This window comes from Rhodoferax sp. RT4P68, from assembly GCF_056521305.1.
The window spans coordinates 576,120-600,791 of the sequence record NZ_JBWMBB010000002.1 but is presented as its reverse complement, the minus strand read 5'-3'; the positions used below and the strand labels follow the sequence as shown (position 1 = coordinate 600,791).

Annotated in this window: 18 protein-coding genes; 7 read left to right on the top strand and 11 right to left on the bottom strand. The window is 69.0% G+C overall.

From position 1 onward, the window contains the following. The first annotated feature begins 127 nt into the window (after positions 1-127). The 3 genes from AC099J_RS06185 to AC099J_RS06175 all read left to right on the top strand — a co-directional run bounded on the left by AC099J_RS06185 (position 128) and on the right by AC099J_RS06175 (position 3,792). On the top strand, positions 128-1,366 hold the full coding sequence (locus AC099J_RS06185; protein ID WP_479614342.1) for an ABC transporter substrate-binding protein: 1,239 nt from the start codon (positions 128-130) through the stop codon (positions 1,364-1,366). 82 nt (positions 1,367-1,448) lie between these two features. Then, positions 1,449-2,663: an ABC transporter substrate-binding protein gene (locus AC099J_RS06180; RefSeq protein WP_479614341.1), complete on the top strand. Its 1,215-nt coding sequence runs from the start codon at positions 1,449-1,451 to the stop codon at positions 2,661-2,663. A gap of 67 nt (positions 2,664-2,730) precedes the next feature. Further along, entirely contained in the window at positions 2,731-3,792 is a 1,062-nt protein-coding gene (locus AC099J_RS06175; RefSeq protein WP_479614340.1) for an alcohol dehydrogenase, read from the top strand. Positions 3,793-3,822: 30 nt separating this feature from the next. On the opposite strand, the gene AC099J_RS06170 is transcribed toward AC099J_RS06175, so the two are convergent. Beyond that, positions 3,823-4,242, bottom strand: coding sequence for a putative toxin-antitoxin system toxin component, PIN family (locus AC099J_RS06170; RefSeq protein WP_479614339.1), 420 nt, complete (start codon positions 4,240-4,242; stop codon positions 3,823-3,825). 18 nt (positions 4,243-4,260) lie between these two features. Next, positions 4,261-4,491 carry a hypothetical protein gene (locus tag AC099J_RS06165; RefSeq protein WP_479614338.1) on the bottom strand — a complete coding sequence of 77 codons (231 nt, stop codon included), beginning with the start codon at positions 4,489-4,491 and terminating at the stop codon, positions 4,261-4,263. A 454-nt stretch (positions 4,492-4,945) separates the two neighbouring features. Between AC099J_RS06165 and AC099J_RS06160 the strand changes: the two genes are divergently transcribed. Both AC099J_RS06160 and AC099J_RS06155 read left to right on the top strand, forming a co-directional pair. After that, entirely contained in the window at positions 4,946-5,371 is a 426-nt protein-coding gene (locus AC099J_RS06160) for a zinc-binding dehydrogenase (RefSeq protein ID WP_479614337.1), read from the top strand. 18 nt (positions 5,372-5,389) lie between these two features. Then, on the top strand, positions 5,390-5,815 hold the full coding sequence (locus tag AC099J_RS06155; protein ID WP_479614336.1) for an ester cyclase: 426 nt from the start codon (positions 5,390-5,392) through the stop codon (positions 5,813-5,815). 103 nt (positions 5,816-5,918) lie between these two features. Here the strand turns inward: AC099J_RS06155 and AC099J_RS06150 are convergent, their stop codons facing one another. Together AC099J_RS06150 and AC099J_RS06145 are read right to left on the bottom strand one after the other, a co-directional pair. Then, complete coding sequence (locus AC099J_RS06150; RefSeq protein WP_479614335.1) at positions 5,919-6,164, bottom strand: toxin-antitoxin system HicB family antitoxin; 246 nt, start codon at positions 6,162-6,164, stop codon at positions 5,919-5,921. After that, the gene (locus AC099J_RS06145; RefSeq protein WP_479614334.1) at positions 6,161-6,583 is read right to left on the bottom strand and encodes a putative toxin-antitoxin system toxin component, PIN family; all 423 of its coding nucleotides are present in this window, start codon (positions 6,581-6,583) and stop codon (positions 6,161-6,163) included. Before AC099J_RS06145 ends, AC099J_RS06150 begins: the two co-directional genes overlap by 4 nt. Positions 6,584-6,608: 25 nt before the next feature. Here AC099J_RS06145 and AC099J_RS06140 point away from each other — a divergent pair, with 25 nt between their 5' ends. Continuing rightward, positions 6,609-6,857: a PIN domain-containing protein gene (locus AC099J_RS06140; protein ID WP_479614333.1), complete on the top strand. Its 249-nt coding sequence runs from the start codon at positions 6,609-6,611 to the stop codon at positions 6,855-6,857. A 464-nt stretch (positions 6,858-7,321) separates the two neighbouring features. Continuing rightward, the gene (locus tag AC099J_RS06135) at positions 7,322-8,032 is read left to right on the top strand and encodes an exonuclease/endonuclease/phosphatase family protein (protein ID WP_479614332.1); all 711 of its coding nucleotides are present in this window, start codon (positions 7,322-7,324) and stop codon (positions 8,030-8,032) included. 513 nt (positions 8,033-8,545) lie between these two features. Here the strand turns inward: AC099J_RS06135 and AC099J_RS06130 are convergent. From AC099J_RS06130 to AC099J_RS06100, 7 genes are all read right to left on the bottom strand, one after another. Next, positions 8,546-10,573, bottom strand: coding sequence for an eCIS core domain-containing protein (locus tag AC099J_RS06130; protein ID WP_479614331.1), 2,028 nt, complete (start codon positions 10,571-10,573; stop codon positions 8,546-8,548). Next, complete coding sequence (locus AC099J_RS06125; protein ID WP_479614330.1) at positions 10,570-11,790, bottom strand: hypothetical protein; 1,221 nt, start codon at positions 11,788-11,790, stop codon at positions 10,570-10,572. The genes AC099J_RS06130 and AC099J_RS06125 overlap by 4 nt, the downstream gene beginning before the upstream one ends. Before the next feature lie 50 nt (positions 11,791-11,840). Next, entirely contained in the window at positions 11,841-14,507 is a 2,667-nt protein-coding gene (locus AC099J_RS06120) for an eCIS core domain-containing protein (RefSeq protein ID WP_479614329.1), read from the bottom strand. A gap of 92 nt (positions 14,508-14,599) precedes the next feature. Next, entirely contained in the window at positions 14,600-15,928 is a 1,329-nt protein-coding gene (locus AC099J_RS06115) for an eCIS core domain-containing protein (protein ID WP_479614328.1), read from the bottom strand. Positions 15,929-15,996: 68 nt separating this feature from the next. Next, positions 15,997-18,234, bottom strand: coding sequence for a hypothetical protein (locus AC099J_RS06110; RefSeq protein WP_479614327.1), 2,238 nt, complete (start codon positions 18,232-18,234; stop codon positions 15,997-15,999). A 470-nt stretch (positions 18,235-18,704) separates the two neighbouring features. Next, positions 18,705-20,051, bottom strand: coding sequence for an ATP-binding protein (locus tag AC099J_RS06105; RefSeq protein ID WP_479614326.1), 1,347 nt, complete (start codon positions 20,049-20,051; stop codon positions 18,705-18,707). After that, positions 20,035-24,540 carry a contractile injection system tape measure protein gene (locus AC099J_RS06100; RefSeq protein ID WP_479614325.1) on the bottom strand — a complete coding sequence of 1,502 codons (4,506 nt, stop codon included), beginning with the start codon at positions 24,538-24,540 and terminating at the stop codon, positions 20,035-20,037. The genes AC099J_RS06105 and AC099J_RS06100 overlap by 17 nt, the downstream gene beginning before the upstream one ends. Positions 24,541-24,672: the final 132 nt, after the last annotated feature.

Below are 24,672 nucleotides of genomic sequence, written 5' to 3'. Positions count from 1 at the left end.
AGCGCCACCGCACGCCCGACCGGGAATACCCGCGTAGGACGCGCAGCGCTGGTCGTCGGAACCGACGATTCGCAATCCCGGTGGTTGGCGCACCATCGGCGGCCCCTCATCACGACATGGAATACGCATGACCCTTTCGCACCGCGCGCCCTCGACACACCGCAGCCGACACACCTTGCTGGGTCTGGCCCTGGCCACCTCGGCCTTCTCTGGCGCCTGGGCACAAGCCCTGGACGGCAAGATCAAGATCGGCGTGTTGAGCGACATGTCGGGCCTGTATGCCGACACGGCCGGCGCGGGCTCGGTCGAGGCGGCGCGCATGGCGATTGCGGACTTTGGCGGCCAGGTGCTGGGCAAGCCCATCGAACTCGTCACGGCCGACCACCAGAACAAGGCGGACATCGGCGCGACCGCAGCGCGCGGCTGGTTCGACCGCGACGGCGTGGACGCCATCGTGGACCTGAACAACTCGTCGGTCGCCGGCGCCGTCATCAACCTGGCCCGCGAGCGCAACAAGGTGCTGCTGATGACAGGCACGGCCTCGGTCGGCATCACCAACGAGCAGTGCAGCCCCACCGGCGTGCACTACGTCTACGACACCTATGCGCTGGCCAACGGCGCCGTCAAAGGCGTAATGGCCCAGGGAAAAAAAGACTGGTACGTGGTGGCGGTCGACTACGCTTTCGGCAAGGCGATGTCCAATTCGCTGAACGAGTTCGTCACCGAGGGCGGCGGCAAGATTGTGGGCACGGTGTTCCACCCCCTCAACGCCAGCGATTTTTCGTCGTTCCTGCTGCAGGCCCAGGCGTCCAAGGCCTCGGTGATCGCGCTGGCCAATGCCACCAGCGACACGGTGAACGCGATCAAGACGGCGCAGCAGTTCGGCATCTCGCCCAAGCAGACCATCGTGCCGCAGCTGATGTTCATCAACGACGTGCACGCGCTGGGCCTGAACCTGGGCCAGGGCATGGTGCTGGCCACGGCGTTCTACTGGGACCGAACACCCGAGACGCGCGCCTGGTCGCGCCGCTACTTCGAGAAGATGAAGAAGATGCCCTCGATGATCCAGGCCGGCGGCTACTCGGCCGTCATGCACTACCTGAAGGCCGTGCAGGCCGCCGGCACCGACGACGGCGCCAAGGTGGCCGCGAAGATGAAGGAGCTGCCCATCAACGACTTCTTCGCGCAGGGCGGCAAGATCCGCGCCGACGGCCGCATGGTGCACGACATGTATCTGGTGCAGATCAAGAAGCCATCGGAATCCAAAGCGCCGTGGGACTACTACAACGTGCTGTCCACGATCCCCGGCGAGCAGGCCTTCCAGCCGCTGTCCAAGAGCAAGTGCCCGCTGGTGACGGGCAAGTAGCCTGACGTCCATCGGCGCCGACGCACCCGTTCTGTGCGGCCTGCCGACGCAGGCGCTCACCCCGAAATTCAAGGAGACACGCATGAAAAGAACACCACTGACAGCCCTGGCGCTGGCCTGCCTGGCCCTCACGGCCGGCGGCCACGCCCAGGCACAGACCAAACCCGCGCCGGTCAAGATCGGCGTGCTGGCCGACATGACCTCGCTGTACTCGGCCATCGGCGGCAAGGGCCTGGTCGATGCCGCGCGTATGGCGGTGGAAGACTTCGGCGGGCCGCTGCTGGGCAGCCCCATCGAGCTGGTCTTCGCCGACACGCAGAACAAGCCCGACGTGGCCGCCTCGAAGGCGCGCGAGTGGTTCGACACGCAGGGCGTGGACATGGTGACGGACCTGCCCTCCTCCGGCCTGGCGCTGGCGGTTGCCAAGCTGGGCGAGGAGAAGAAGAAGATCATCATGGTGACCAGCGCCGCCACCTCGGAGCTGACGGGCAAGAGCTGCACACCCTACACCGTGCACTGGACGTATGACACGTATGCGCTGGCCCGCAGCACCGGCGCGGCGGTGGTCAAGGCGGGCGGTGACAGCTGGTACTTTTTGACGGCCGACTACGCCTTCGGCCAAGCGCTGCAGAAGGACACCAGCGACGTCATTGCCGAGCTGGGCGGCAAGGTCGTGGGCAGTTCGAAACACCCGCTGGGCGCGTCCGATTTCGCATCGTTCCTGATCCAGGCGCAGGGCTCCAAGGCCAAGATCATCGGCCTGGCCAACGGCGGTGGCGACACCATCAACAGCATCAAGGCGGCGAGTCAATTCGGCATCGGCAAGGACGGGCAGAAGCTCGCCGCGCTGCTGGCCTTTCTGACGGACGTGAAGGCTATCGGCCTGAAGCAGGCGCAGGGTCTGATGCTGACCGAAGCCTTCTACTGGGACCAGGACGACAAGACCCGCGCCTGGTCGCAGCGCTTCTTCAAGCGCAACGGCGTGATGCCGACGATGACGCAGGCCGGCACGTACGGCGCCGTCACGCACTATCTGAATGCCGTGAAGGCAGCCGACACGCGCGACAGCGACAAGGTGATGGCGCAGATGCGCGCCACGCCGATCAACGACTTCATGACCGTCAACGGCAAGCTGCGCGTGGACGGCCGCGTGGTGCGCGACATGCACCTCTACCAGGTCAAGACGCCGGCAGAATCGAAGGGCGACTGGGACCTGTACAAGGTGGTGGGCACGACGCCGGGCGACATGGCGTTCCGCCCGCTCGCGCAAAGCGAATGCCGCCTCGCCAAGCCCTGATGCCGCACGGCAGGCAGACCCGCATTTTTTCGACACATCCGGCGCACCGCGCCATGGAGACCGCGACATGATCAGCTACGACCTCACGCAATTCGGCGCCCCCCTGGCACGCAACGAGCAGCCCACACCAGAGCCCAAAGGCAGCGAGGTGCTGGTGCGCGTGCTGGCGGCCGGTGTGTGCCACAGCGACATCCACATCCGCCACGGCTACTACGACATGGGCAACGGCAAACGCCTGAACATGGGCGAGCGCGGCGCCGTGCTGCCGCTGACCATGGGCCACGAGACGGCCGGCGAGATCGTGGCCGCCGGGCCTGATGCCCAAGACGTGAAGATCGGCCAACGCGTCGTGGTCTTCCCCTGGCTGGGCTGCGGCCACTGCAAGGTCTGCGCGCGCGGGCAAGAGAATCTGTGCATGGCCGGCAAGGCCCTGGGCGTGTTCGCACCGGGCGGGTACGCCGACCACATCGTCGTTCCGCACGGGCGCTATTTGATCGACATCGGCGACATGGCGCCGGAACAAGCCGCGCCCTGCGCCTGCTCGGGCCTGACGATGTACAGCGCCATCGGCAAGATCAACCCGGCGGTGTTGAAGGACGAGCACGTCGTCGTGTTCGGCGCGGGTGGATTGGGCCTGATGGCCGTGGGCCTACTGAAGGCGCTGGGCAACCCGGGCGCCATCGTCATCGAGCCCGATGCCGCCAAGCGCGCAGCTGCGCTGAAGGCCGGCGCCGCGCACGCCATCGACAGCGCCGCGCCCGACGTGGGCAAGCAGGCCAAGGCCGCAGCCGGCGGCGCAGTGTGGGCCGCGCTGGACTGCGTGGGCACCGAACAGACCGTGGGCACCGCCATGGCCATGCTGACCAAGGGCGGCCAGCTGGTGCAGGTGGGATTGTTCGGCGGCAAGATCGAGATCTCCACGCCCTCGATGCCGATGCGCGCGATGAGCTACCAGGGCTCGTATGTGGGGAATCTGGGGGAGCTGCAGGCGCTGATTGATCTGGCGAAGGCCGGCAAGCTGACGCCGCTGCCGATCGAGGTCAGGCCGCTGGACCAGGCGGAGGCGGCGCTCAAGGATCTGGAGGATGGGAAGGTGGTGGGGCGGGTGATGCTGCGGCCGGGGGGTTGAGGGCGGAAGTACCTGGCCCGACGCATGCGTCTACGCGGCTGCGATGCGTTCCAGCGCATCGCGCACAGTCATCATCGCGATGCGCTGATGAAGGCCCATGCTGAGCAAATGGCGGTCGCCGCTGACGATCAAATCCGCACCTGCTGCCACCGCTGCCGCCACGACGTGGTCGTCGTCAGCATCGCCCGGCACCACGCGAGGCCTGCTGGCCGGCACCACAACGAGGGCTAGCTCAGCATAGAGGCTCATGGCCTGTTCGACCGAAGAGCGCCGGTTCGTCAATCGTGAAGCCAGATGAGGCCGCGCAAGCACTTCACGCAACTCTTCCAGCAACGCGGCCGACGTGTGCAACAGGATGTCGCCTTCCGCAGCCAACCGAACCAATCGGTATGACTCGCCGCCCCAGATCAATGCGGACACGACGACATTGGTGTCCAGGACCAGCTTCATCACACGATCATTCAGCAACTATCCACGGCGCTGGACACGCACTGCTTCGACCTCTCGCTGGATCTCGTCGTCACTCATGGGCGGCACATGGGCCGCGTGCAGATGTTCGGCAACCTGCATCAGCCGGCGCCCAGCCTTGCGCCGCATCGCGTCTTCCAGCAACTGCTGGATGGCGGCATCGGTCAAAAATCCCTCGCTGCGCGCGCGCTGCGCCAACGCGTCAGGCAGATTGATGTGCAGGGTGGTCATGGTGCAACTCCGTAGGCTCGGCTTGTGGAGCCTGCGAGACAGTTGTACATCAGCTCGCTGACAAGCGCGCTGGCACGACCACAAATCCGGCGCCTGGTTGAGCGGAAAATGGACCGTCGCAAACGCCCAACGAGGTCTATCTGACGCCATCAATCATGCTCGTCGTCGCTGGCTTTGGTCTCGACGTCAGATATGCGCTTTCTGCCTGGGCCTCGGAGAAGATATGAAGATTCCCCGCCATCGTTCTTGCGTCCTCTGTCGCCTGCTCCGAAGTGTCGAAGTTTCCGGGGGTATCTGGGCGTTGTCGTTGGCAGGTAGTGGCGTCTTTCCCGTCTACGCCAAGAAAGTCGATGCAATGGCCCTTCAAAGAACCGTCGCCTCATGGCTACCGCGACATGCACCTCTACCAGGTCAAGACGCCGGCAGAATCGAAGGGCGACTGGGACCTGTACAGGTGGTGGGCACGACGCCGGGCGACATGGCGTCGGCGCCGCGCACGCCATCGACAGCCGCGCCCGACGTGGGCAAGCAGGCCAAGGCCGCAGCCGGCGGCGCCGAGTGGGCCGCGCTGGACTGCGTGGACACCGAACAGACCGTGGGCACCGCCATGGCCATGCTGACCAAGGGCGGGCAGCTGGTGCAGGTGGGTTTGTTCGGCGGCAAGATCGAGATCTCCACGCCCTCGATGCCGATGCGCGCGATGAGCTACCAGGGCTCGTACGTGGGGAATTTGGGGGAGCTGCAGGCGCTGATCGACCTGGCGAAGGCCGGCAAGCTGACGCCGCTGCCGATCGAGGTGCGGCCGCTGGACCAGGCGGAGGCGGCGCTGAATGATCTGGAGCATGGGAAGGTGGTGGGGCGGGTGATGCTGCGGCCCTGAGGGGCGGGGTGAGCTGAGATGACACCGACACAATTGATGCGAACGTACCTTGAGGAGGTTGTCGCCCAGGGCCGGATGGAACTGGTCGAGCAACTTTCCAACGTCGACATGGTGGACGAGGCCAATCAGGCGTTCGGCGGTCCGCCGGGTCGGGCCGGGCTGGTCGCCCACGTGCGGGGTTTCCGTCGCAATATTGACAACCTGCAGGTCACGGTCGATCGCATCGTTGCCAGCGACGACGCAGTGATGGCATGGTGGAGTTTTGCTGGCGTTCACACCGGGCCCTGGCTTGGGAGGCCGCCTACCGGCAAGCCGCTGCGGGGTACCGTCTTCAGCCTTTTCGATCTGGTGGACGGCCGCATCGGCCGGTATCGGCTGTTTCTCCACGCCGAGTTCCCCGAGTCTGTCGTCATGGACACATCGCGCCTTAAAGCGGCGAGATAGCGCGAGGGCGGCGTGTAGGCCCAATTGTTGTCGCCGGGCAGGCCCTGCGCACTGAATTTTCTCGCGCGCCGCTGGCTATTTTGTCGCCAGCGACGACCACCGCTCAGGTCTGCGGCAACGCATCCCCGTCCACCGCTGGCGTGTCAGGGGCCATGTCCAGGTAGCGCAAAAACGCATCGCGATGCCCCTGCGCGGCCTCGTTGCGCAAGTAGTCCAACGTCAGCACGGCCGACATCTTTTCCGCCGCGGCACTGGCGATGAACTGGTTGACGGAAATCTGGTCGCGCGCGGCCAGTTCCTTGATTTTCTGATGCACGGAGTTCGGCAGCCGGATGGTCAATGCAGTCATGGAATGGTCTCCAGATGGTGAAGAAACTCGCCAGGTCGAAGCGCCTGCACACCGAGCTCGGCCGCGCGCGCGAAGTCTTTGACGTTGTGGGTCACGATGAACGGGCTACCGGATGCCACGGCACATTCCAGCACCATGTCGTCGTCAGGATCGCGCAGGAAAGGTCGCCACAGAAAGTGGATATCTTGCAGATGGGCCAGGGAGGCCAAATACCGCGCAAAGGCCAGGGCGTCCTCCGGCGTAGCCCCAGCAGGCAGGTGCTCCGGCCGCGACAACACAGCCAGCCATTCCATGTACAACGCGACCGACAGGGCGAACTGGAATCTGGGCGACGGCAGCTGCATCAACAACAGATGGCTGGCGCCATTGCGAGAGCGCACAGCCGCAACCAGCACCGACGTATCCAGAACGACTCTCATGGTTGCGCCAGTGTAACCATCAATCGTGCGGGTCTACGGATTCGCCGCCGCCGACACCGCCGCCGCAGTCCGTGCATTGATTGCGACCGCCAACGTCCAGGTAGATCGCCCCGCTGCGGAAGCCGGCCTGTTGACGCTGGAAGCGGGCGGTGATTTCGCCGATGGCGTGATCGCCTACGAAGGCACATGGTTGGGTGGCGAGACCTTCGTGTCATTCGACAAGAAGGCCGTGCGGCTGCTGGCGGAACAGGGCCTCGCCACCCGGCTGCTCTGAGCGCGAGCAACCAAGCAGACCGCGTGCCATCGCACACCCAATGGATGCGTGATGCATGCTGAAACGCAGCAGGAGCTCCGTGATGCGAACCACCCTTGCGATTGACGACGTTCTCGCCGCAGCCAAGCATCTTGCCGAGCGCGACGTAAAAGCCTCGGAGAGATCGTGTCGGCGCTGGCACGCCAGGGCTGGTCGCGCGCACCCGGTCCACGCGGGGTAAGCGCAACGGCGCGCCCTTGCTGCCAAGCTGTGGCGGCTCGGCACCGGTCACGCTTGAACTCGTCAACCAATTGCACGACAAACCGCTGTGACCATGCCACGCGCGCGAACACGCCGGGCCACGCGCTTACCTTCGGTCTATCCACGCGGCCCTGTCGCAGATGCCGACCCTGATCGCCTGGACTTGGCCTCGGCATCAGGCCATCGCTTTCCATCGGGCCGCGAACCACTGATCATCATGTCGCATGCGCATACTGACTTGGAACTGCAATAGGGGGCGTGCAGCCACCAAGATCCCGCTTGTCTCCTCGCTTGAGCCGACGATCAGCATCTTCCAAGAAGTCGCTCGGCCGAGCGAGGATGATCCGGCGACGCTGTGGTTCGGGGACAACCCGCGGCAAGGCATCGCAGTGCAGGCGTCCGCTGGTTACCAACTTTCCACGCTCACCGCGAGGGAGGTGCCGCGGTACACGATCCCGATCCAAGTCACCGGCCCGACGTCATTCCTGCTGTTGGCAGTTTGGGCCAAGGCAGACCTCAACTTCCGATACGTCAAAGCCGTCATTCGCGCCGTCGAGTGCTACGCCGATCTGATGACCAGCCAGCCGACCGTCGTGGCGGGAGACTTCAACTCCAACAAGATTTGGGACAACAAGCGTCCCGATCACCTGAATCACTCAGCTTTGGTTCGGAATCTCGCACAGCTCGGTCTCGTGAGCGCCTACCACCATTTCCACAACGAGGGACAAGGGGTCGAGACGCGGCCAACTCTTCACATGCTGAAGAAGCGAATGCGGCCTTATCACATCGACTACTGCTTTGTCCCGGAGTCCTGGGCTCCGCACATCAGAGCTGTCGAAGTCGGCACCTACGATGCTTGGATCAAGTTCAGTGATCACTGCCCGCTCGTCGTGGACCTCGCATTGCCGCACGAGCTCAAACAAGTAAGGGCATAGCGCTCGACGCCGCCCTCTCATCCTTGTGGCCCGGTGCAGCGTAGCGCCTTGCACACGGTCACAATGTCGACCGGGCGATTGCCTTTGTCTGGCGGTCCTCGGTGCGGGTGATCGGGTCTTCCAGATTGACGACGGCTCGCCCGGCTGGACAGAGGCAGGGGACGCGATCGAGCGGTTCCTGCCGGGGTCGCTCCCTCATGCCGATTTGGATGTTGCGGCTGATGGCCGCCGAGCCGGACGCATCGATGGCGATCTATCCCGGGTCAGCCCAGCCGCGCTGAATCGCTTCGCGCATCCGCTCCATTCGTCGCAAGCGACGACGCCAGCCGCAGCCGTCTCCCCCACACTGCCCGCATGACCACAGCCGACGATCTGCTGCAGCTCTCCACCCCCGCCCTCCGGCCGCGTCTGCCTGACGCTCCACCGCCCACGCCATGAACGCCTTGTCCAAGGCCCTGCGGCTGATCGGCATCGCGCGCGGTCGTGCGCCGTAGCGCAGGCACCGCGCGATCACTACCGGTTGATGCCCTCGATCATGTCGTAGATGCCGATCATGATCGCCTCCCACTCGCCGATGGGCCGGCGCGCCGGGCCTTCGTCGCGGGCGCCCATCGAGTCGTAGATGGCTTTCTCATGGGCCGTGCGCGGGTCGGGGTTACCACCCGAGGGCGGGGGGTACTGGGCCGCTTCCTGGTGAAACTGCTGTTCCGACGCGTCCAGCAGCGCGCCATAGCGCGGGTCCATGTATTCGAGGTGGCGGTTCTCCACCACCACGCCCTGCTCCTGGTGGGCGGCCGGCCCGAGCGCATCTGGCCCCAGCTTGTGTGAGTAGGGGTTGATGCTGCCCTCCAGCAGCGGGTCGCGCAGATCGTCGCCCAGCTGCTGGCGCAGCACCCCCTGGTTGCCGGTCAGGATCTGCAGCAGGTATTCGTCCAGCGTGATGCCGGCCAGCGGGCCGCCCAGGTCGACATTGACAGCCGTGCCGGTGGCCGCGCCGATGGCGTTGATGGTGGCGCTGCGCAGTGGCCCGTTGGCCTGCAGCGCGGTGATGATCTCGGGGGGCAGCGCCTGTGCCACGTCGTACAGGTCGCTCTTGTAGTAGTGCATGCCCACCTGCTGCTTGGCCAGGTTGCCCACGTTGTTGGCCGCAACGGCCAGCACATAGTTGCACAGCAGCGTGAGGAAGCCGAGGAACCTGGCCTCGGCGTCCGGTGTGGTCCAGCCCTTGCTGCCGTGCACGCGCGGCCAGGCCTGCTTGATGCCCTTGAGCGCGGTGCGCGCCACGCCCGCCGCGTCGTGCGTGCGCGCCACGTTGTCGGCATGCTCCTTTTGCGGCGCGTTGCGCTTGACGTAGCTGGCCAGCCGCTTGCGCTCGCGCGAGGTTTCCTCGAACAGGCGCGGCACCTGGCTCAGCTTGACGCCATAGGTCGCATGGAAGTAGCCCAGGCGCGGCTGGAACATGTCGGCCTGCTGCGCTGCCGAGCCGATCCAGGCCGGGCCCAGCGCAGCCTGCTGGTTGCCTTGAATGGCGTCGAACAACCCCCTGACCCAGGCGATGACGGCGCGGATCTTGGTCAGCGCGGCCTGGCGCGTCAGCGTGCTTTCGTCCCAGGCATCGGTCACCACTTCGACGATGCTGGCCTTGTGCGGCATCAGCGTGTTCTGCAGCGCCAGCAGGCTGGCCGTCTCGTTGGCGTTCAAGCCGTTGTCGATGGCGTACTGCTGCAGCTCGGCGGTGAACAGAGCGTCCAGCGGGGAGCTGTGGTCCACGTTCACGTGGCATTCGGGCCCGTTGTGCACGTCGGTGGCGCCGACCGCACCGGTGGCGTCGCGCGGCACGTCATACATCGGCAGCGGCGGGCCCCCGTTGAGCGACGGCACGTAGCGGTTGTGCAGGTCCACGAACAGCATGGGCAGCTCGACCTCGAAGCCGAAGCGGCCCTGGATCGGCGCCTGGCCCGCCATGGCCGCCGCCCGCGCCACCGGGCGCACCCGCACCGGCGGCGCCGCGCCCGCGTGCAGCGCCTGCGCGCCCATCGCATCGGCCTCGCTCTCCAGCCCGGCGTCGTCGTTGACCGGCACCCCCTGCTTGAGCTGCCGCGTTGGCGCCACGCGGCCCTGGCGCTGCTGCACCACGTGCCAGGTCTCGTGCGGCAGGTGTTGATCCTGGCCCGGGCCCAGGTGGATGTCGCTGCCCTGCGCATAAGCCAACGCCTGCAGTTGCGCGGGCTTGTCGGAGTTGCGGTGTACGCGCACGTCGGACAGATCCAGGCCGGACAACGCTTCGGCCCCTGCGCGCAGCTGCGCCGGCAGGCCGTCGCTGCGCGGTGCGCGGCGCGCGTGCACGGGGGCGGTGTCGTCATCCTGCGGCCCGCCCTGCAGCTGCGCGGCGGGGCCGAAGGCCGCAGCGATGCGTGCGCGTTGCGCCGCCTGGCGCGGGCTGGCATGCAGCGGGTCGGCCGCGACCGGCTGCGCCGCCCGGTCCGCGTGCGCTGCGTGGCCGGCATCACGCGCCACCTGCGGGGCGGCCCATGTGCTCACCTGGGGTTCCACTGCGCCACCTGCAGCGCCTGCGGCACCTTGACTTCGAGCATGTGCATCTGGCTTTCCAGCGTGGCGATGCACCACTGCGGTGTGGGCAGTCCCGTCTCGCCGCCCAACTTGAATTGATGCGCCAGCACGCGCACCAGCTCGCGCCGCACACTGGCGCCCGCACCGGCATAGGCCTGCACGTGGTGGATGGTCTGGTCGTCGATCTGCAGCAGGTCGCCGGACACGAAGATGCGGCCCGGCAGCGCATCCATCGCGAACTCGGCGTAGTGCGTCATGTTGTTCAGGAACCCGCGCTGCCCCACGGCCCCCTCGATGGCCAGCAGGAAGAAGCCGAAGGCGGTGTTGCCCAGCTTGTTCCAGTCCTTGTCGCGCGTGTTCTTGCCCTTGATGTTGTCCATCACCTCCAGCTCGACAGAGGCCTTGAGGTCGGTGTAGCGCGGGTTGTCGGTGTAGTGGCGCACCGACCAGCGGAACGACTCGATCTGCTGGTAGGCCGGCGTCTGCGCAATGTCGTCTTCGCCGCCGTGGCGCACGCCGCCGATGTCCGTGTTGATCAGCGGCACCTGCACGCCGAAGGCCAGCTCGTTGACCACGCGCATCAGGTGCCAGGCAAACCTGCCATCGTTCAGCGCGGCCTTGCGCAGCTGCGGCGGCAGCATCTCCATCAGCAAGGCGCGCACGCCTTCGATGGTGGCCGACTTCTTGATCGTGCCCGACAGCTTGATGCGGTTCTCGGGCACGCTGAACACCTCGCGCACCTTGTCGCGCACGTCTTCGTAGTCGATGCTCTGCGGCACCGCACCACCGCCCACGGTTCTGGAGAAGTCCTTGACCGAAGGCAGCTCCTTGGGCCGAATTTCGGGATAGACCTCCTGGCCGGAGAAGATCGCGTCGAGCCGCGACCTGGCGTGCGTGACCACATGGGTCTGGTCGTCCCAGGTGTCGCCCTCGCTCAGGTGCGGCGTCGTCTCGTCGGGCTTGCGCCGGTTCGTGCGGTTCGCGGTGTCTTCCAGCTCACCGTCGGTGTACAGCCACTTGGTGCGCTGGACCACGGGCGCCGCCGGTCCAAAGGCCGCAGCGATGCGCGCGCGCTGGGCCACCTGGCGCGGGCTGCGCTGCAAAGGGTCGGCCACGGCCTGGCGGGGGCCGCGGCCATCGGCGGGTGTGCGCTGCGGCGTGGTGGACCGGGGTTGACGGATCGGCATGGTGTAGCTCCTCTGTTCTGCCGGCTTCAGCCTCTCAAAACCTCGGTCCTTCACCACGGCCTGGTCGTGGCGCCGCGCTCCACCGCCGGGCCGTAGGCTTGCGGTTCATCGTGGAACAGCTGCGCGAACAGCGACTCCAGCTTCTGCCGGTCTTCGCCCAGTTCCGTGCTGTCGTGCAAATGCTGCTGCAGGTGCTGGATCATGTACTGGTGCGCGATGGCAAAGACCTGGAAGCTGGGCGTGTTGAAGTTCGGACGCGCGGTGTCGTTGCGCAGGTAGATGCGGCCGGGGTGGTCCTCACGCGGGCGCCTGGGCTGGTCCTGCAGCCCCTGCTCGGGCACCGGCCCGCTGCCTTGCGTGGCCTGGTCCTGCGGGCTCGCCGTGCTCGGCGGGCCGGACGATTCCTGCGCGGCGGGCTTGGCACCGGCCCCCAGGTGTTCCAGCTCCATCTCGACGTTGAATACCTGCGCGTACGTGGCAGCGCCGTCGAACAGGTCCGCCACGTCCTGCACCTTCTCGTAGTCCTCGAAGGTGCGTCCCACCGTGTGGTCGCACGAGATCTCGATGTTGATCGCCCCGTGCGTCTGCTTGTGCACCGCCTTCAGGTTGAACTTCTTGCGGTTGCCCTTGAGCACCATGGTCCCGCGCAGCGCCTTGAAGTCGAGCGCCTCGCCCTTCGGCAGAGCCTGGTTCACCTGGTGCCCCCCCAGATTCCAGGGGTCGTCCTGTTCGAGGCCACCCGCCAGAAAGGTCGCAATGTCCTCGAGTCGGGCCTTGGGATCGAGGTCGTAGCCGATCTCATGGCGGCGGTAGATATCCGACTTGACCGTGGTCGACTCCTGGCCGTCCTTGCCCAGCGTGCCGACCTGGTAGCCGGGGCCGGTCTTCACGTTCAGCTTGGTAGCCTTGTCGGTCCAGCGCTTGCGGATGCCGATGCCGGCGCGCAGGGCCGTGTGCTTGAGATCGTCCAGGTAGACGTCGGTGAAGATGTCCGAGTTGTCGTCGGTATGGATGGCCCACTCGAACTGCGACAGCGTGGGGTCGCCCTGCATGATCTTGCCCACCAGATCCGGGTTTAGCGCCAGCACCTTCAGCTGCGCAATGATGTTGTTCAGGCGGGGCAGCGACGACACCCGCAGCGTCGCCTCGTTCTCGATCCGTGTGGCCATCTGCATGCCGCCCTTGGGCACCAGCCCTTCGATCAGGTGCGCGTTCGCATACTCCAGCGGCAGCGGCAGCTTGATGTTCGGGCTCGGGTTGGGCCCGATGTCCAGGTCCCATACCTCCGCGTCACTGAGCCAGTCGCCCTCGGGGATCTTGATCCCCGACAGATCGACGTAGCCATAGGACTCCGGCGTGCTGGTGGCGTTCAGGCCGTACTGGTGGGCGGTCTGCACATTGGAGGTGTAGACCTGCGCAAACTCCGCCTTGGTCGCGGTGGTCGGCCCGGCACCGCCGTACACCACCTCCATGCCGAAGCAGATGATGCTGGACTTCTTCAGCCGCTCCAGCTTCTGGCCATAGACCTGCTTCACGTACGCGCCGGGCACCGTCGTCTGGATCACGCGCCGCACCCCGCCCTCACCACTGCCCTGTGCAGTCAGGGCCGACACATTGCAGCCAGGGCGGAACTGGTAGCCGCTGTACATCTGCGAGGCGTCCCAGCCCGGGTTGCTCCACCATCTCGTGTCCTCGGGCAGCAGGACGCCCGCGCCACGCGCGCCGACATGGCACTTCCAGGCCACGCGGTCCCAGCGGTTTTGTGTGTAGAGCGTCATCTCGACATGGATGTCGCCGGTGTCCGCGTCGATGGACAAAGCTTTGGGCTTGGAGAACAGGGAGTTGTCGATGCCCCCGTCCCTGTCGAGGTTGACGGAGTTCTTCTCGGCGCTCTTCAGACGGCTGGCCAGCACGCGATCCTCATCGCTGACCTTGGCCACTTTGTCGGTCGACAGGGCCTCCTCGCGCACGGGCTCGTCTGCAGCGTCCTGCAGTTTCTCCTTAAGCTTGCCGGCGTCAGCGCTGTCCAACACCAGCGGTGGCTGCAGCCGGACGCCGTTGAGTGCCGTGATGGTGAGCTTCAGCTTCCAGCCGGAGCCGGACTCGTCGTAGGTGATGTGGTCGCCCATTTTCAGGTAGAGGCCTCCAAGGCTGCCCACCAGTTCCGTCGTCAGACCGCCCTTCATCTGCAACGCGGACGCCACCGCCGGGCTGCGCGCCTGCAGCGGTGGCGCGCCCTGCGGCGTCTGCGCCTGCGCCCGCTCGCCCATCACGTCCGCCTCATGCTCCAGGCCCGCGTCGTCGTTGACCGGCACCGTCTCGCGCAGCTGCATCGTCGATGCCACCCGCCCCTGCGCCTGCTGCACCACATGCCAGGCCTCGTGCGGCAGGTGCTGCTCCTGCCCCGGTGCCAGGTGGATGTCGTTGCCCTGGGCATAGGCCAGCGCGTTGAGCTGCGCGGGCTGGTCGGAGTTGCGGTGCACGCGCACGCCCGACATGTCCAGGCCCGACAGCGATTCGATGCCGGCGCGCAAAGCCCCGGGCAGAGCGTCACCGGGCGCTGCGCTCTGGGCCTGCGCGACCGCACCAAAGCTGGCCGCAATGCGCGCGCGCTGCGCCACCTGGCGCGGGCTGGCGTGCAGGGGATCGGCGGCGCCCGGCGTGGGCGCCACATCGGTCCGGTCCGCCGCCGCTGCAGCTTGCACACCTGTTCTCATCGCAACGCCCTCGCTGTGCGCGTCTCAATCGGAACGCATGAAGTGCTGGTAGATCGTCTCGAAGCACAGCAATCGATGCACACGGAGCCACCTCACGAGATATACGACGGCGTCTCGCCGACGCTGTTCCGGGCCTTCACCTGCTCGCGAAAATCGCCATGGATGGCCATTTCGAACACCGTGGCCTCGTTCCATCCATACATGTCCGCCAGATTCATGCCCAGGGCAATGTCTTCGGCATATTCGACCAGCTGCTGCGCGCGTAGCTGCGCCAGCCGTTCCTGCTCCTCGCGTGCTCGCTGCGCCTCGCGTTCAGCGGCCGCCTTTGCTTCGGCGGCCCTGGCTTGCGCGGCCAACTTCTCCTTCAACTCGATCTGGGCCTGCTGCTTCAGCAGCCGCTCCTTCTCACGCGCCGCCCGCTTCTCGGCGGCGTCGGCTAGCCGCTTCAACTCCCGTTCGGCAGCCCTTGTCTCTTTCGCGATCTCCTCCGGTGTCTTGGCGCCCAGCGAGGGCATCGCAGCGCTGGGCTGCAACGGAGCCTGGACGACGACCGCGTCTTCCAGGTAGTGGTCGACGACGCTTTCGACGAATGTCAGCATCGCAGCCCCATTGCCGGGCGTCGCCAACGGGTTCCCGCTGGTCCACCCTTCCCACACCCCCGTGACGGGGTTGAACCAGTTGTACGACCTGGCGCCGCCGGCTCCCGGATTCGGCAGTTCGTAAGCCGTGATGTGCACGGTGTTGCCACCGGGCCGCCCAGGCAGCAGGGTGATGTGCAGGCCTCGGTACGGCGCAACCAAGCCGCCGAAATGGCCATCGTCCAAGGGAACCTGACCGTCTCTCGGGACCTTTGCCGCGTCGAGTCTTCCACGTCGCAACTGGATCGTCGCGGCTCCCGATGCAGGGGTCAGGTCTTGCCTCTTACCACCCCCCCGCAACTGCACCGGCTCGCTCGCAGCCCTTTCCCCCATCACATCGGCCTCCCCCTCCAACGCCACATCGTCATTCACGCCCATGCCCGCCATCTGCACCGTCGCCTGTACCCGCCCCTGCCTTTGCTGCACCACATGCCAGGCCTCGTGTGGCAAATGCTGCTCTTGCCCCGGCCCCAGGTGGATGTCGCTGCCCTGCGCATACGCCAACGCGTTCAGCTGGGCCGGCTTGTCGGAGTTGCGGTGCACGCGCACAGCCGACATGTCCATGCCGGACAGCGCCTCGATGCCGGCTTTGAGTTGGTTCGGCATGCCGGTTTCGTTCAGCTCCGCTGTGACAGACGCATTCCGTGCCGGGCCTGCGGCGCGCGCCTGCAGCGGATCCTCGTCCTCCAAACCGCCCTCGCGCTGCGCCACCGGCCCAAACGCCGCAGCGATGTGCGCACGCTGCGCCACCATGCGCGGGGTGTCGTGCCATGGGTCGGCCACGCCATGCGACGCGCCCGCACGCTCCTGCACCACCCGCGCGCCGTAGCGCTCTGCACGAACAGCTTCTTTCATGGCACCCCCACCCGCGGTTTAAAGACCACATACCCCGCCGCCGCGATCAGCAGCAGGATCAGCGCATACAGCCCGTAGCCCTGGTCGCGCGCCTGGGCCAGCACCGGGTCGCAGTTGAAGACGACGAAGGCCGTGGCCAGCGTGAGCAGCGCACCGGCCCACAGCGCCAGCAGGAACAGGCGGCCGAGCCGGCGCACGCGGCAGTTCCACACGTACAGCGCCACGCCGATCAAGAGCGCCAGCATCATGGCCTGGTAGACCAGCCGCAGGGGCAGCCGGTTCGGGCAGGCCCAGTCGCACAGCGGTCCCATGGCCTCTGACGGCAGGCTGTAGTGTTCGCGCAGCTGGTCGTGCACCGAGCTGCCCACGCCGATGCCCTGGTTCGGCGCCGGCCACAGCGCCACGCCGCCATAGGTCCACTTGATGTAGGCCAGGCTGCGGCCCAACGCGTCGGCCTGGTCGGGCGGCAGCGGCGCCGACGCGGCAGCGCGCTCGTGGTAGAGCATGGGCATCACGCTTTGCAAAAAGGCGATGCGGCGGTAGCCGTCCAGGCTGGACTGGTCGATGCGGGCGCGCAGCGTGGCGGTGGCCTTGTCCAGCGGGCCGTCGAGCAGCAGGAAGAAGGCCACGCTCAGGTCGGTCGTGCCGGTGTAGTAGTCCTTGGCGTTGCTGTCCATGCCCTTGGTGGCGCGGTCCTTGGGCTCGGCGCTTTCCAGCACATGCATCAGGTTGGTGAAGCTGTAGGCGCCGGTGTCGCCGAGCTGCGCGCCCGGCACCGCGATGTTGATCTGGTAGCTGCGGCCGGTCTTCTGCATGGCCTTAACCAGGTGCTCCAGGAACTGTGTGAGGAAGCGCGCGAACTGGGGCTTGAGCGTCGGTTCGGTGGGCGCGTCCTCGAAGAACACGGTGACGCCGTCGTACACGTGTTCCGACTCGCGCCAGCCCGGCAGCAGGAAGCGGTTCAGCCGCGCGCCCAGGTCGTCGTGGCGCACGTCGGCCGCCACCACGGCGTTCAGCGCGGCGGTCCTGGCCAGCTCGTCGAGCTGCACCTGCGGCCGGGTCAGCAGGGACGTCCAGTCGCGCCGGTACAGCACCAGGTCGGCCCGCGTGCCGTGGCGCCGCGTCTCGCGGGCGAAGTTGCCGCCCGTGCCGTCCCAGCCCGGTGGGCGCGCCCAGGCGCCGTTGTCGCCCAACACCACGCCCATGTAGCTCAAGCGCGTGAACAGGCTGAAATCGACCGGCAGCGGCGCGTCGGTGGGCAGCCAGTAGGGCAGCAAGCCGATCACCTCGTCCTCGTGCCGGTACGGCGAGCAGCCGCAGCCCTGGCCGTCCAGGTTCATCGGCCTGGCCTGGCCGAAGGGGTGCCGCTTTTCGGCCAGGCGCACGATCTCGTCGACCGTGTCGGGCGCCAGCAAGCCGTTGTAGAACTGCAGGAACGGCAGTTCGCCAGCTGCGGCGCCCCGGCGCGTGACAGTCGGCGGCGCGGGCGGGCAGTGGCTGTCGGCCACCATGCCGCGCTGCAGCGCGATCTGCTGCACATGCGCCTGGTAGTAGGCGCAGCGGCCCTGGTCCAGCGCGTCGCGGAACGCGGCCAGCGTGGGGTATTCCACGTCGGTCAACGGCTTGACGATGGCCTGCAGCTGCTCCAGTGTGGGGGCGGCCCGGGCCAGCTCGGTGGCGGCAACGGGCGCCAGTTCCAGCGCGGCACCGCCGGCCGTTTCGATCGGCACCAGCTTGGCCAGGTCGGCCGGCGTGAGCTTGTAGCTGGCCGGCTGGCCCACGTGCTGGCTGGCCGTGGTGTCGACATCCTGCGCCGTCAGGCCGGTCATCACAGGGCGTGGCGGCGGCACGGCCGAGGCCGGCGCCGAGGCGGCCCGCGCGGCCTGGCCCGCCGGCGGGTTCACATACAGCACATAGCGCTGCTCGATGCCCTGCGTGGGGTGCGCGGTGTCGAGCACCAGCAGCGTGAAGCGGTAGCCGCCGGTCGCGGTGGGCGTGCCGCGCAGCATGCCGTCGCTGCCCAGCTCCAGCCCCGGCGGCAGCCTGCCGTTGAACAGCACACGGTACGGCGGGACGCCGCCGCGCACCACCTGGTGCGGCCCGTAGGCCTGGCCGCGCCGGCCTGAAGGGAGCGTGACGGTGCGAAAGACCAGCTGCATGTCGGGCTCGGAGGCGGCCGGCTGCGGCGGTGGCGGCCCTGCCACCGGGGCGGCCGGCAGCGAAGCCGCCGGCATGGGCGCGGGCGACGCAGGGACGGGCGCAGGGACTCGGGCGGGGACAGGCGCCGAGGCGGGCGCGGATGCGGGGGCGGTGATGGCGCTCAATGCCGGTGCCGGTGCCGGTGCCGGTGCCGGTGCAGGTGCAGGTGCAGGTGTCGGTGCCGGTGCTGGCGTTGGCGTTGGCGTTGGCGTTGGCGTTGGCGTTGGCGTTGGTGTTGGTGTTGGTGCGGGTGCAGGTGCGGGTGCCACCGCTGCCGGCGTCTGCGCCAATACCGTCGTTGCAGCCGGTGGCGCCGCAGGTGCCGGCGCCGCAAACGCCGTGGCCCCCGGCAGGGACGCCGCGCGCAGCCCCAGGCAGGCGGCTGCCACCAGCAGCGTGCCGGCCAGCAGCTGGCGCAGCCGGGCGCAGGTGGGGCAGCGGTGCTGTGCCCTGGAACCTTCGCGATCGGCAGCGGTGCGACCCCCTGCGGGCGGCTGGGCCATGCTCATGCCGTCCTCCCTTCCTTGCGCAGTTCCTTGACCACACCGCGCCGCAGGTCGGGCGCGGCAATCTGGTCGCGCCCGTCTTGCAAGGCCGCCAGCGCACCGTAGCGCACCACGTTGGCGATGGCGCCGCCCGACAGTGCGTGCTGCTCGGCCAGCGCCGGCAGGTCGACCTCGGCGCCGAGCCGGCCGGTATGCCGCAGCATGCCCTCCCACAGCCGCAGGCGCTGGCCGGCGTCGGGCATGCCGAACGGCACCAGCGACTGGAAGCGCCGCGCAAACGCCTCGTCGATGTTGGCCTTGAGGTTGGTGGCCAGGATCACGGTGCCCGGAAAGTCCTCCACGCGTTGCAGCAGGTAGGCCACTTCCTGGTTGGCATAACGGTCGTTGGCGCTGCTGGTGGCGGTGCGCTTGCCGAACAGCGCGTCGGCCTCGTCGAAGAACAGAATCCAGCGGCGCGACTGGGCCTGGTCGAACACGTTGGCCAGGTTCTTCTCGGTCTCGCCGATGTATTTGCTGACGACCATCGACAGGTCGATGCGGTAGACGTCGGCCTGCACCGCCTGGCCGACCAGCGTGGCGGTCAGCGTCTTGCCGGTGCCGGGCGGGCCGTAGAACAGGCTGCGATAGCCGGGCTTGAGCGCCTTGTCCAGCTGCCAGTCGCCCAGCAGCCGCTGGCCGTGGCGGTGCCAGGCGACGATGGCCTGCACCTCCTCCATCACATCGGCGTCCAGCACCAGGTCGTCCCAGCCCAGCCGGGTGGTGATGCGCCGCGCCGGGAAGCCGCTGCCGTAGTCCGGCTGGCGTGCCTGGCCGGTGGCCAGCCGTTCCAGCAGGTCACCGCCGATCTGCAGCGCGGCGGTGAGCCAGGGCTCGCCAGGCGCGTCGTGGTGCAGCTGCAGCAGGCCATGGCGGCGCAGCGGGGCGTCTTCGTGCAGCAGTTGCAGCACGGCGAAGCGGCGCGCGAGCTGTTCGCCGGCCAGCACAAAGGCCGCTGTCTCGCCGGTCGGCAAAAAGCCGGCGTGGGCGCGGCCCTTCGTGCCGCCAAACTCGGCAAAGCCGCGGTCCAGGTTGCGGTTGCGCACGCACAGCAGGTCGAGCAATTGCGGGCGCAGGTGCGGCGCCAGCGCGAGGGCCAGCACCAGGCGCTCGTCGGGCGAGAGGCCGGCCTCGGCCACCAGTCGTTCGTACTCGCCGCCATCGTCCAGCGCGGGCGCTTCGATGCGCTGCAGCGCGCCGGCATCCTCGGCCTGGCCGAAGTGCAGGCTGATGCGGGCCTGCAGCACCTGCTCCAGCCAGGCCAGTTCGCGCTCCAGGGCGGCGGCAGTGGTGTCAGCGCCAGTCGACATGCAGGACTTCTTCCATCCATGGGTGGCGGATCGTCGCGTAGCCCCAGGGCAGCTGGTCGATCAGCATGTCGAACGGCCCTTGCGCTACCTGCAGCCGCCAGGCTTCGTCCTTGTGCTGCAGCCGCCCGGCGCGGCGCAGAAAGGTCTCGCGCAGGCCGGCCGGCGTGGTGCTGCCCAGCACCTTCCAATGCTGGACGACGGCGCCCAGCAGGCCATCGATGGCGCTGCGTTCGGCATCGGTCGGCTCGAAGCGGCGCGCCACCGGCGTGGCCTGGTCCAGCCCGCACAGCAGCTTGTTCAGCACCAGCGCCGGCTCGGGCGCGTCGGCCTCGCCGGTCACCAGCAGTTGCAGCAACTGCACCGCGCGCTCGGCCGCCTCGGGGCCGGTGAAGGCGCGCTCGTCGGCCAGGCCCAGCATCATGAACAGGCGCGGGTGGTAGGGCGCCAGCAGCACCAGGCCGGCGTTGCCCACCGGCAACTCGGCCGGCAGTTCGGGTGGTGGCAGCGTGAAGGTGAAGGCGGGCTCGGCCGGCGCGGCGGCGATGGCGGCAGGCTTGCGGCCGGGCCAGCCCAGGGCCGCTGCGGCACTGGCCAGCAGCGCCGTGGCGGCCCGCACGGCGCGGTCGAACCAGCCTGCGCTCGTCGCTGCCGCTGCGGGCGCGCCGACAACCTGTTTGCGCACCTGCTGCGCGTAGTCCTCGGCGTCGAACGGCTGCGCCCCGCCCTGCACCGCATGCTGCAGCGTGGCCTGCCACAGTTGCTGGCTGCGCGCGCAGAGCTCGGTGGCCGGGGCCGGCGCGGCCGTGGCCACATGGGTGATCCAGGTCTGCAGCGCGCCCGCCAGCCCGTGGCCGCGCCACAGCGCCAGCAACTGCGGCAGGTGCTCGGGCGGCAGGGCCTGCACGATGCGCCGCTGCACGGCCGGGCTGACGGCGCGCTGCTGCAGCGTGGCCTGCAGCCAGGCGCGGTCGCCCTGCCACAGCGGCGGCCAGGCGCGCGCCAGCGCCGGTGGGGCCGATGGGGCGGATGGGGCGGGCGGGTCGCCCTCCAGCACGGCCAGCAACTGCGCGCGCTGCACCGGCAGGCCGGCACCGGTGGCGCCGCTGCCGTGGCCCAGCGCCTGGCCCAGCACGGCCTGCCACAGCCGCGCCTGATGGCCTGCGGCGACGGTGGCGGACTGCACGAGTCGCGCCGCCGCTGCCGGCTCTCCCGGCAGCAGGGCGTGCACCAGGGCTGCCATCCAGTCGGCGTCGAACTGCGTGGCCAGGCGCTGCAGCAATGGCGGCCGGTCGTCGATGGCGCGCAGGCCGCTGGCCAGGGCTGCGCCGCGCTGTTGCAGCACCTGCAACGCCAGGCGTTGTGGGTCGCGGTGGCCATGGTGCGGCGGCAGCTGGCCGTGCTGCAGGTAGTGCAGCAGGGCGCGCAGTGGGTCCTGGTCGGGTGGCTGCTCGGACTGTTGGGACTGCTCGGACTGTTCGGACTGTTGGGGCTGCTTGGACTGCGTCGACTGCTCGGGCTGCACTGGCTGCTCTGGCTGCTCGGACGGCTCGGGCTGCTGATGCTGCTGGATCGGCGCACCGCCATCGGCCAAGGACTGGTCGAGTACGGCCTCCCACGCCCGCGCGGCCTGCGTGCTGCCATGGGCCGGCAAGGCCGTCGCCTGCAGCAAACGGGCCACGGTGGCCGGCTGCTGCGGCAACAGCACCGGCACCAGCGCGGCCAGCCAGCGCGGGTCGAACTGCGCGACCAGCCGGAGCAGCAACTGCGGCCGGTCGGCGTGCGCGCGCAGCCCTGCGGCCAAGGCCGCGCCGTCGTGCTGCAGCGCCTGGTCGGCCCACTGTTGCGGGTCGGCGCGGTGGTTCGACGGCAGATGGCCGTGGCGCAGGTAGCGCAGCAACTGGACCAGCGCGTCGGCGGGCGGCGTGGCGGCGGCAGGGGCTGGCGCGGGGGCCGGGGCGGCGACGGCGGGTGACGGGGAGCGGTGGGCCAGTGGGTCGGCCTGCAGGTCGGCCTGTCGGTCGGCCTGTAGGTCGTCTTGCGCGTTTGCCTGCGCCTCTCGTCGCGGGTCTTGCTGCCGGTCTTGCGCCAGGCCCCCACGCGTGTTTGGCTGCGAGCCAGCCCTCGTGTCTCGCTGTCGGTCATGCGCGGATTCGGCGTCGGCTGCATCGGCATCGGCATCGGCATCCGCATCCGCATCGGCATCGGCATCGGCATTGGCACCGGCATCGACTTTGGCATCGGCATCGGCTTCGACCTCGGCTGCATCGGTATCGGCCGCACTAGAGGCGGCCGCGTCAGCGTCGATAGCATCGGTGCGGGCTGCAGTGGTGTCGCCCGCATCGGTGTCGGCTGCACCATTGGCTGCATGGGCGGTGGCTGCAGCGCTATCGACCGCATCGGCTTCGGTCGCATCGGCGTCGAGTGGGTCGGCGCCGCGCCACAACGCCATGACGGCCTGGCGCAGCGCTGGCGGCAGCGCCTGCACCAACCGTTGCCGCACGGCCTCGCCATCCCCCAGGCGCTGCAGCGTGGCCTGTAGCCAGGCGCGGTCGTCCTGCAGCACCGGCGCCCAGGCCGGCGCCAGGGCCAGCAGCGGGTCGCGACTGGAAGGGCGCACGTCGCCGGCCTCCATCGCCAAGCGCAGTTGCGCGCGCAAGAGCGCCAGCGGCGCACCCTGCCCCGCTGCGGCCGGTGCCAGGGCCTGGGCCAGCACGGCCTCCCACAGCAGCGCGGCACTGGCGCTGCGCGGGCTGCCCCGGGCTGGGGCTGCGGCCTGCAGCAGCCGCGTGGCCAGCGCCGGCTCACCCGGCAGCAAGGCCTGCACCAGCGCGGCCAGCCAGTCGGCGTCGAACTGCGCGACCAGCCGGCGCAGCAGTTGCGGCTGCGCGTCCATGGCGCGCAGCGCCGCCGCCAGCGCCGCGCCATCGCGCCCCAGCACGGCGGTGGCCAGGCGCTGGGGGTCGGTGCCACCGGCCTGCGCGGGTAGCTGGCCGTGCCGCAGGTAGTGCAGCAACGCTGCCAGCCCGCTGGTGGCATGGGCAGTGGAGGCGGTGCTCGGCCCGGCCAAGGCGTCGGTTGCCGTGGCCGCTGCGGCGCCGCTGCTGGCGCCCAGGGCTGCGGCGGGGTCGGCGCCCAGCCACAGGGCCAGCAGGGGCTGCAGCAGCCCGTGCGGCACGGCCCGCGCCAGGCGTTGCCGCACGGCCTCGCCGTTGCCCAGGCGCTGCAGCGTGGCCTGCAGCCAGGCACTGTCGTCCTGCAGCAGTGGCGCCCAGACGGGGGCCAGCGCCAGCAGCGGGTCGCCGCCCTCGGGCGCGCCCTCGCCGGTCTCCAACGCCACGCGCAGTTGCGCGCGCAACAGCGCGATGGCCAGCGCGTGCGGCGTGGCGGGGTGGGCCAGCGCCTGCGCCAGCACGGCCTCCCACAGCAGCGCGCCACTGCGGCTGCGCCGGCCAGCGCCGGCGGCAGCCGCCGCCCGCAGCAGACGCGCGGCGGCGCCCGGCTCGCCCGGCAGCAGCGCCTGCACCAGCGCGCCCAGGCCGTCGGCGTCGAAGTGGGCGGCCAGCCGGCGCAGCAGTTGGGGCCGGTCGTCCATGGCGCGCAGCGCGGCGGCCAGCGCGGTGCTGTTCTGCTGCAGCACGACCGTGGCCAGCCGCTGCGGGTCTTCGCCCCGGGCCTGCCAGGGCAGGTGGCCGTGCCGCAGGTAGTGCAGCAGCGCCTGAAGGCCGTCCAGGTGCAACGGGTCGGCCGGCGCAGCTTGGGCGCCCTGGTCCGGCAGGCTGTCGTGCGCAGCGGCATCCGCTGCGGGCAGCCGGCCATCCGGCGCGGCGGTGGCATCCAGCGCCTGCGCGAGCACGGCCTCCCAGGGCAAGCCCGGGCTCGGCACGCCGCGCGCGGCCAGCACCAGGCGCTGCGCGGCGGCCGGCTGCCGGGGCAGCAGCGCCTGCACCAGCGCGGCCAGCCAGCCTGGCTCGAACTGCGCCACCAGCCGGCGCAGCAGACGCGGCCGGTCGCCCAACGCGCGCAAGGCGGCGGCCAGGGCGTCAGGCGCCTGCCGCAGCGTCTCGTCGGCCACGCGGGCCGGGTCCTCGCCCTGCGCGTGCCAGGGCAGGTGGCCGTGTACCAGGAAGTACAGCAGTGCCTCCAGCCGGGCCTGTGCGCGGCTGCGCTGCACGCCGCCCGCCGCAGCCCCTGCGCCACGCGCGCCGGCAGGCCCGCGCAGGCCGGCCAACTGCGCGGCCAGTTGCTCGCGCAGGCGCTGGGCCCAGATCTCTTCCATGCGCTCGGCCGGCACCTCGCCCAGGTCCAGGCAGAGATCGTCGATGCGCCAGACCTCGTCATCGGCACAGGCCTCGTCGAACACGGCATCGACGATCACCAGCGCCGGCCCCTGCATGAACGCGGCCAGCCGTGTCTCGGCGTCGGCCAGCGGCTGCTCGCCGGCGAAGCCGACCTCCAGCGTCAGGTGCTCGATGAAATGTTCTTGCGTCATGGCTTGCACTGCGGGGCATCCGCAGTCCACACAGTCGGATCGCACACCACTGGGCCGAAAGCCGCGGAGCAGGCCATGCCAGCACACGCGGCGCAACGGGCGCTGCCCGGCCGCTCGCGGCGTCCCTCGAGG

Bases quoted from the DNA above. Each gene is read 5' to 3' on its own strand.
- AC099J_RS06185 (WP_479614342.1), top strand. From the start codon at position 128: ATGACCCTTTCGCACCGCGCGCCCTCGACACACCGCAGCCGACACACC.
- AC099J_RS06180 (WP_479614341.1), top strand. From the start codon at position 1,449: ATGAAAAGAACACCACTGACAGCCCTGGCGCTGGCCTGCCTGGCCCTC.
- AC099J_RS06175 (WP_479614340.1), top strand. From the start codon at position 2,731: ATGATCAGCTACGACCTCACGCAATTCGGCGCCCCCCTGGCACGCAAC.
- AC099J_RS06170 (WP_479614339.1), bottom strand. From the start codon at position 4,242: ATGAAGCTGGTCCTGGACACCAATGTCGTCGTGTCCGCATTGATCTGG.
- AC099J_RS06165 (WP_479614338.1), bottom strand. From the start codon at position 4,491: ATGACCACCCTGCACATCAATCTGCCTGACGCGTTGGCGCAGCGCGCG.
- AC099J_RS06155 (WP_479614336.1), top strand. From the start codon at position 5,390: ATGACACCGACACAATTGATGCGAACGTACCTTGAGGAGGTTGTCGCC.
- AC099J_RS06150 (WP_479614335.1), bottom strand. From the start codon at position 6,164: ATGACTGCATTGACCATCCGGCTGCCGAACTCCGTGCATCAGAAAATC.
- AC099J_RS06145 (WP_479614334.1), bottom strand. From the start codon at position 6,583: ATGAGAGTCGTTCTGGATACGTCGGTGCTGGTTGCGGCTGTGCGCTCT.
- AC099J_RS06135 (WP_479614332.1), top strand. From the start codon at position 7,322: ATGCGCATACTGACTTGGAACTGCAATAGGGGGCGTGCAGCCACCAAG.
- AC099J_RS06125 (WP_479614330.1), bottom strand. From the start codon at position 11,790: ATGCCGATCCGTCAACCCCGGTCCACCACGCCGCAGCGCACACCCGCC.
- AC099J_RS06120 (WP_479614329.1), bottom strand. From the start codon at position 14,507: ATGAGAACAGGTGTGCAAGCTGCAGCGGCGGCGGACCGGACCGATGTG.
- AC099J_RS06110 (WP_479614327.1), bottom strand. From the start codon at position 18,234: ATGCCGGCGGCTTCGCTGCCGGCCGCCCCGGTGGCAGGGCCGCCACCG.
- AC099J_RS06105 (WP_479614326.1), bottom strand. From the start codon at position 20,051: ATGTCGACTGGCGCTGACACCACTGCCGCCGCCCTGGAGCGCGAACTG.
- AC099J_RS06100 (WP_479614325.1), bottom strand. From the start codon at position 24,540: ATGACGCAAGAACATTTCATCGAGCACCTGACGCTGGAGGTCGGCTTC.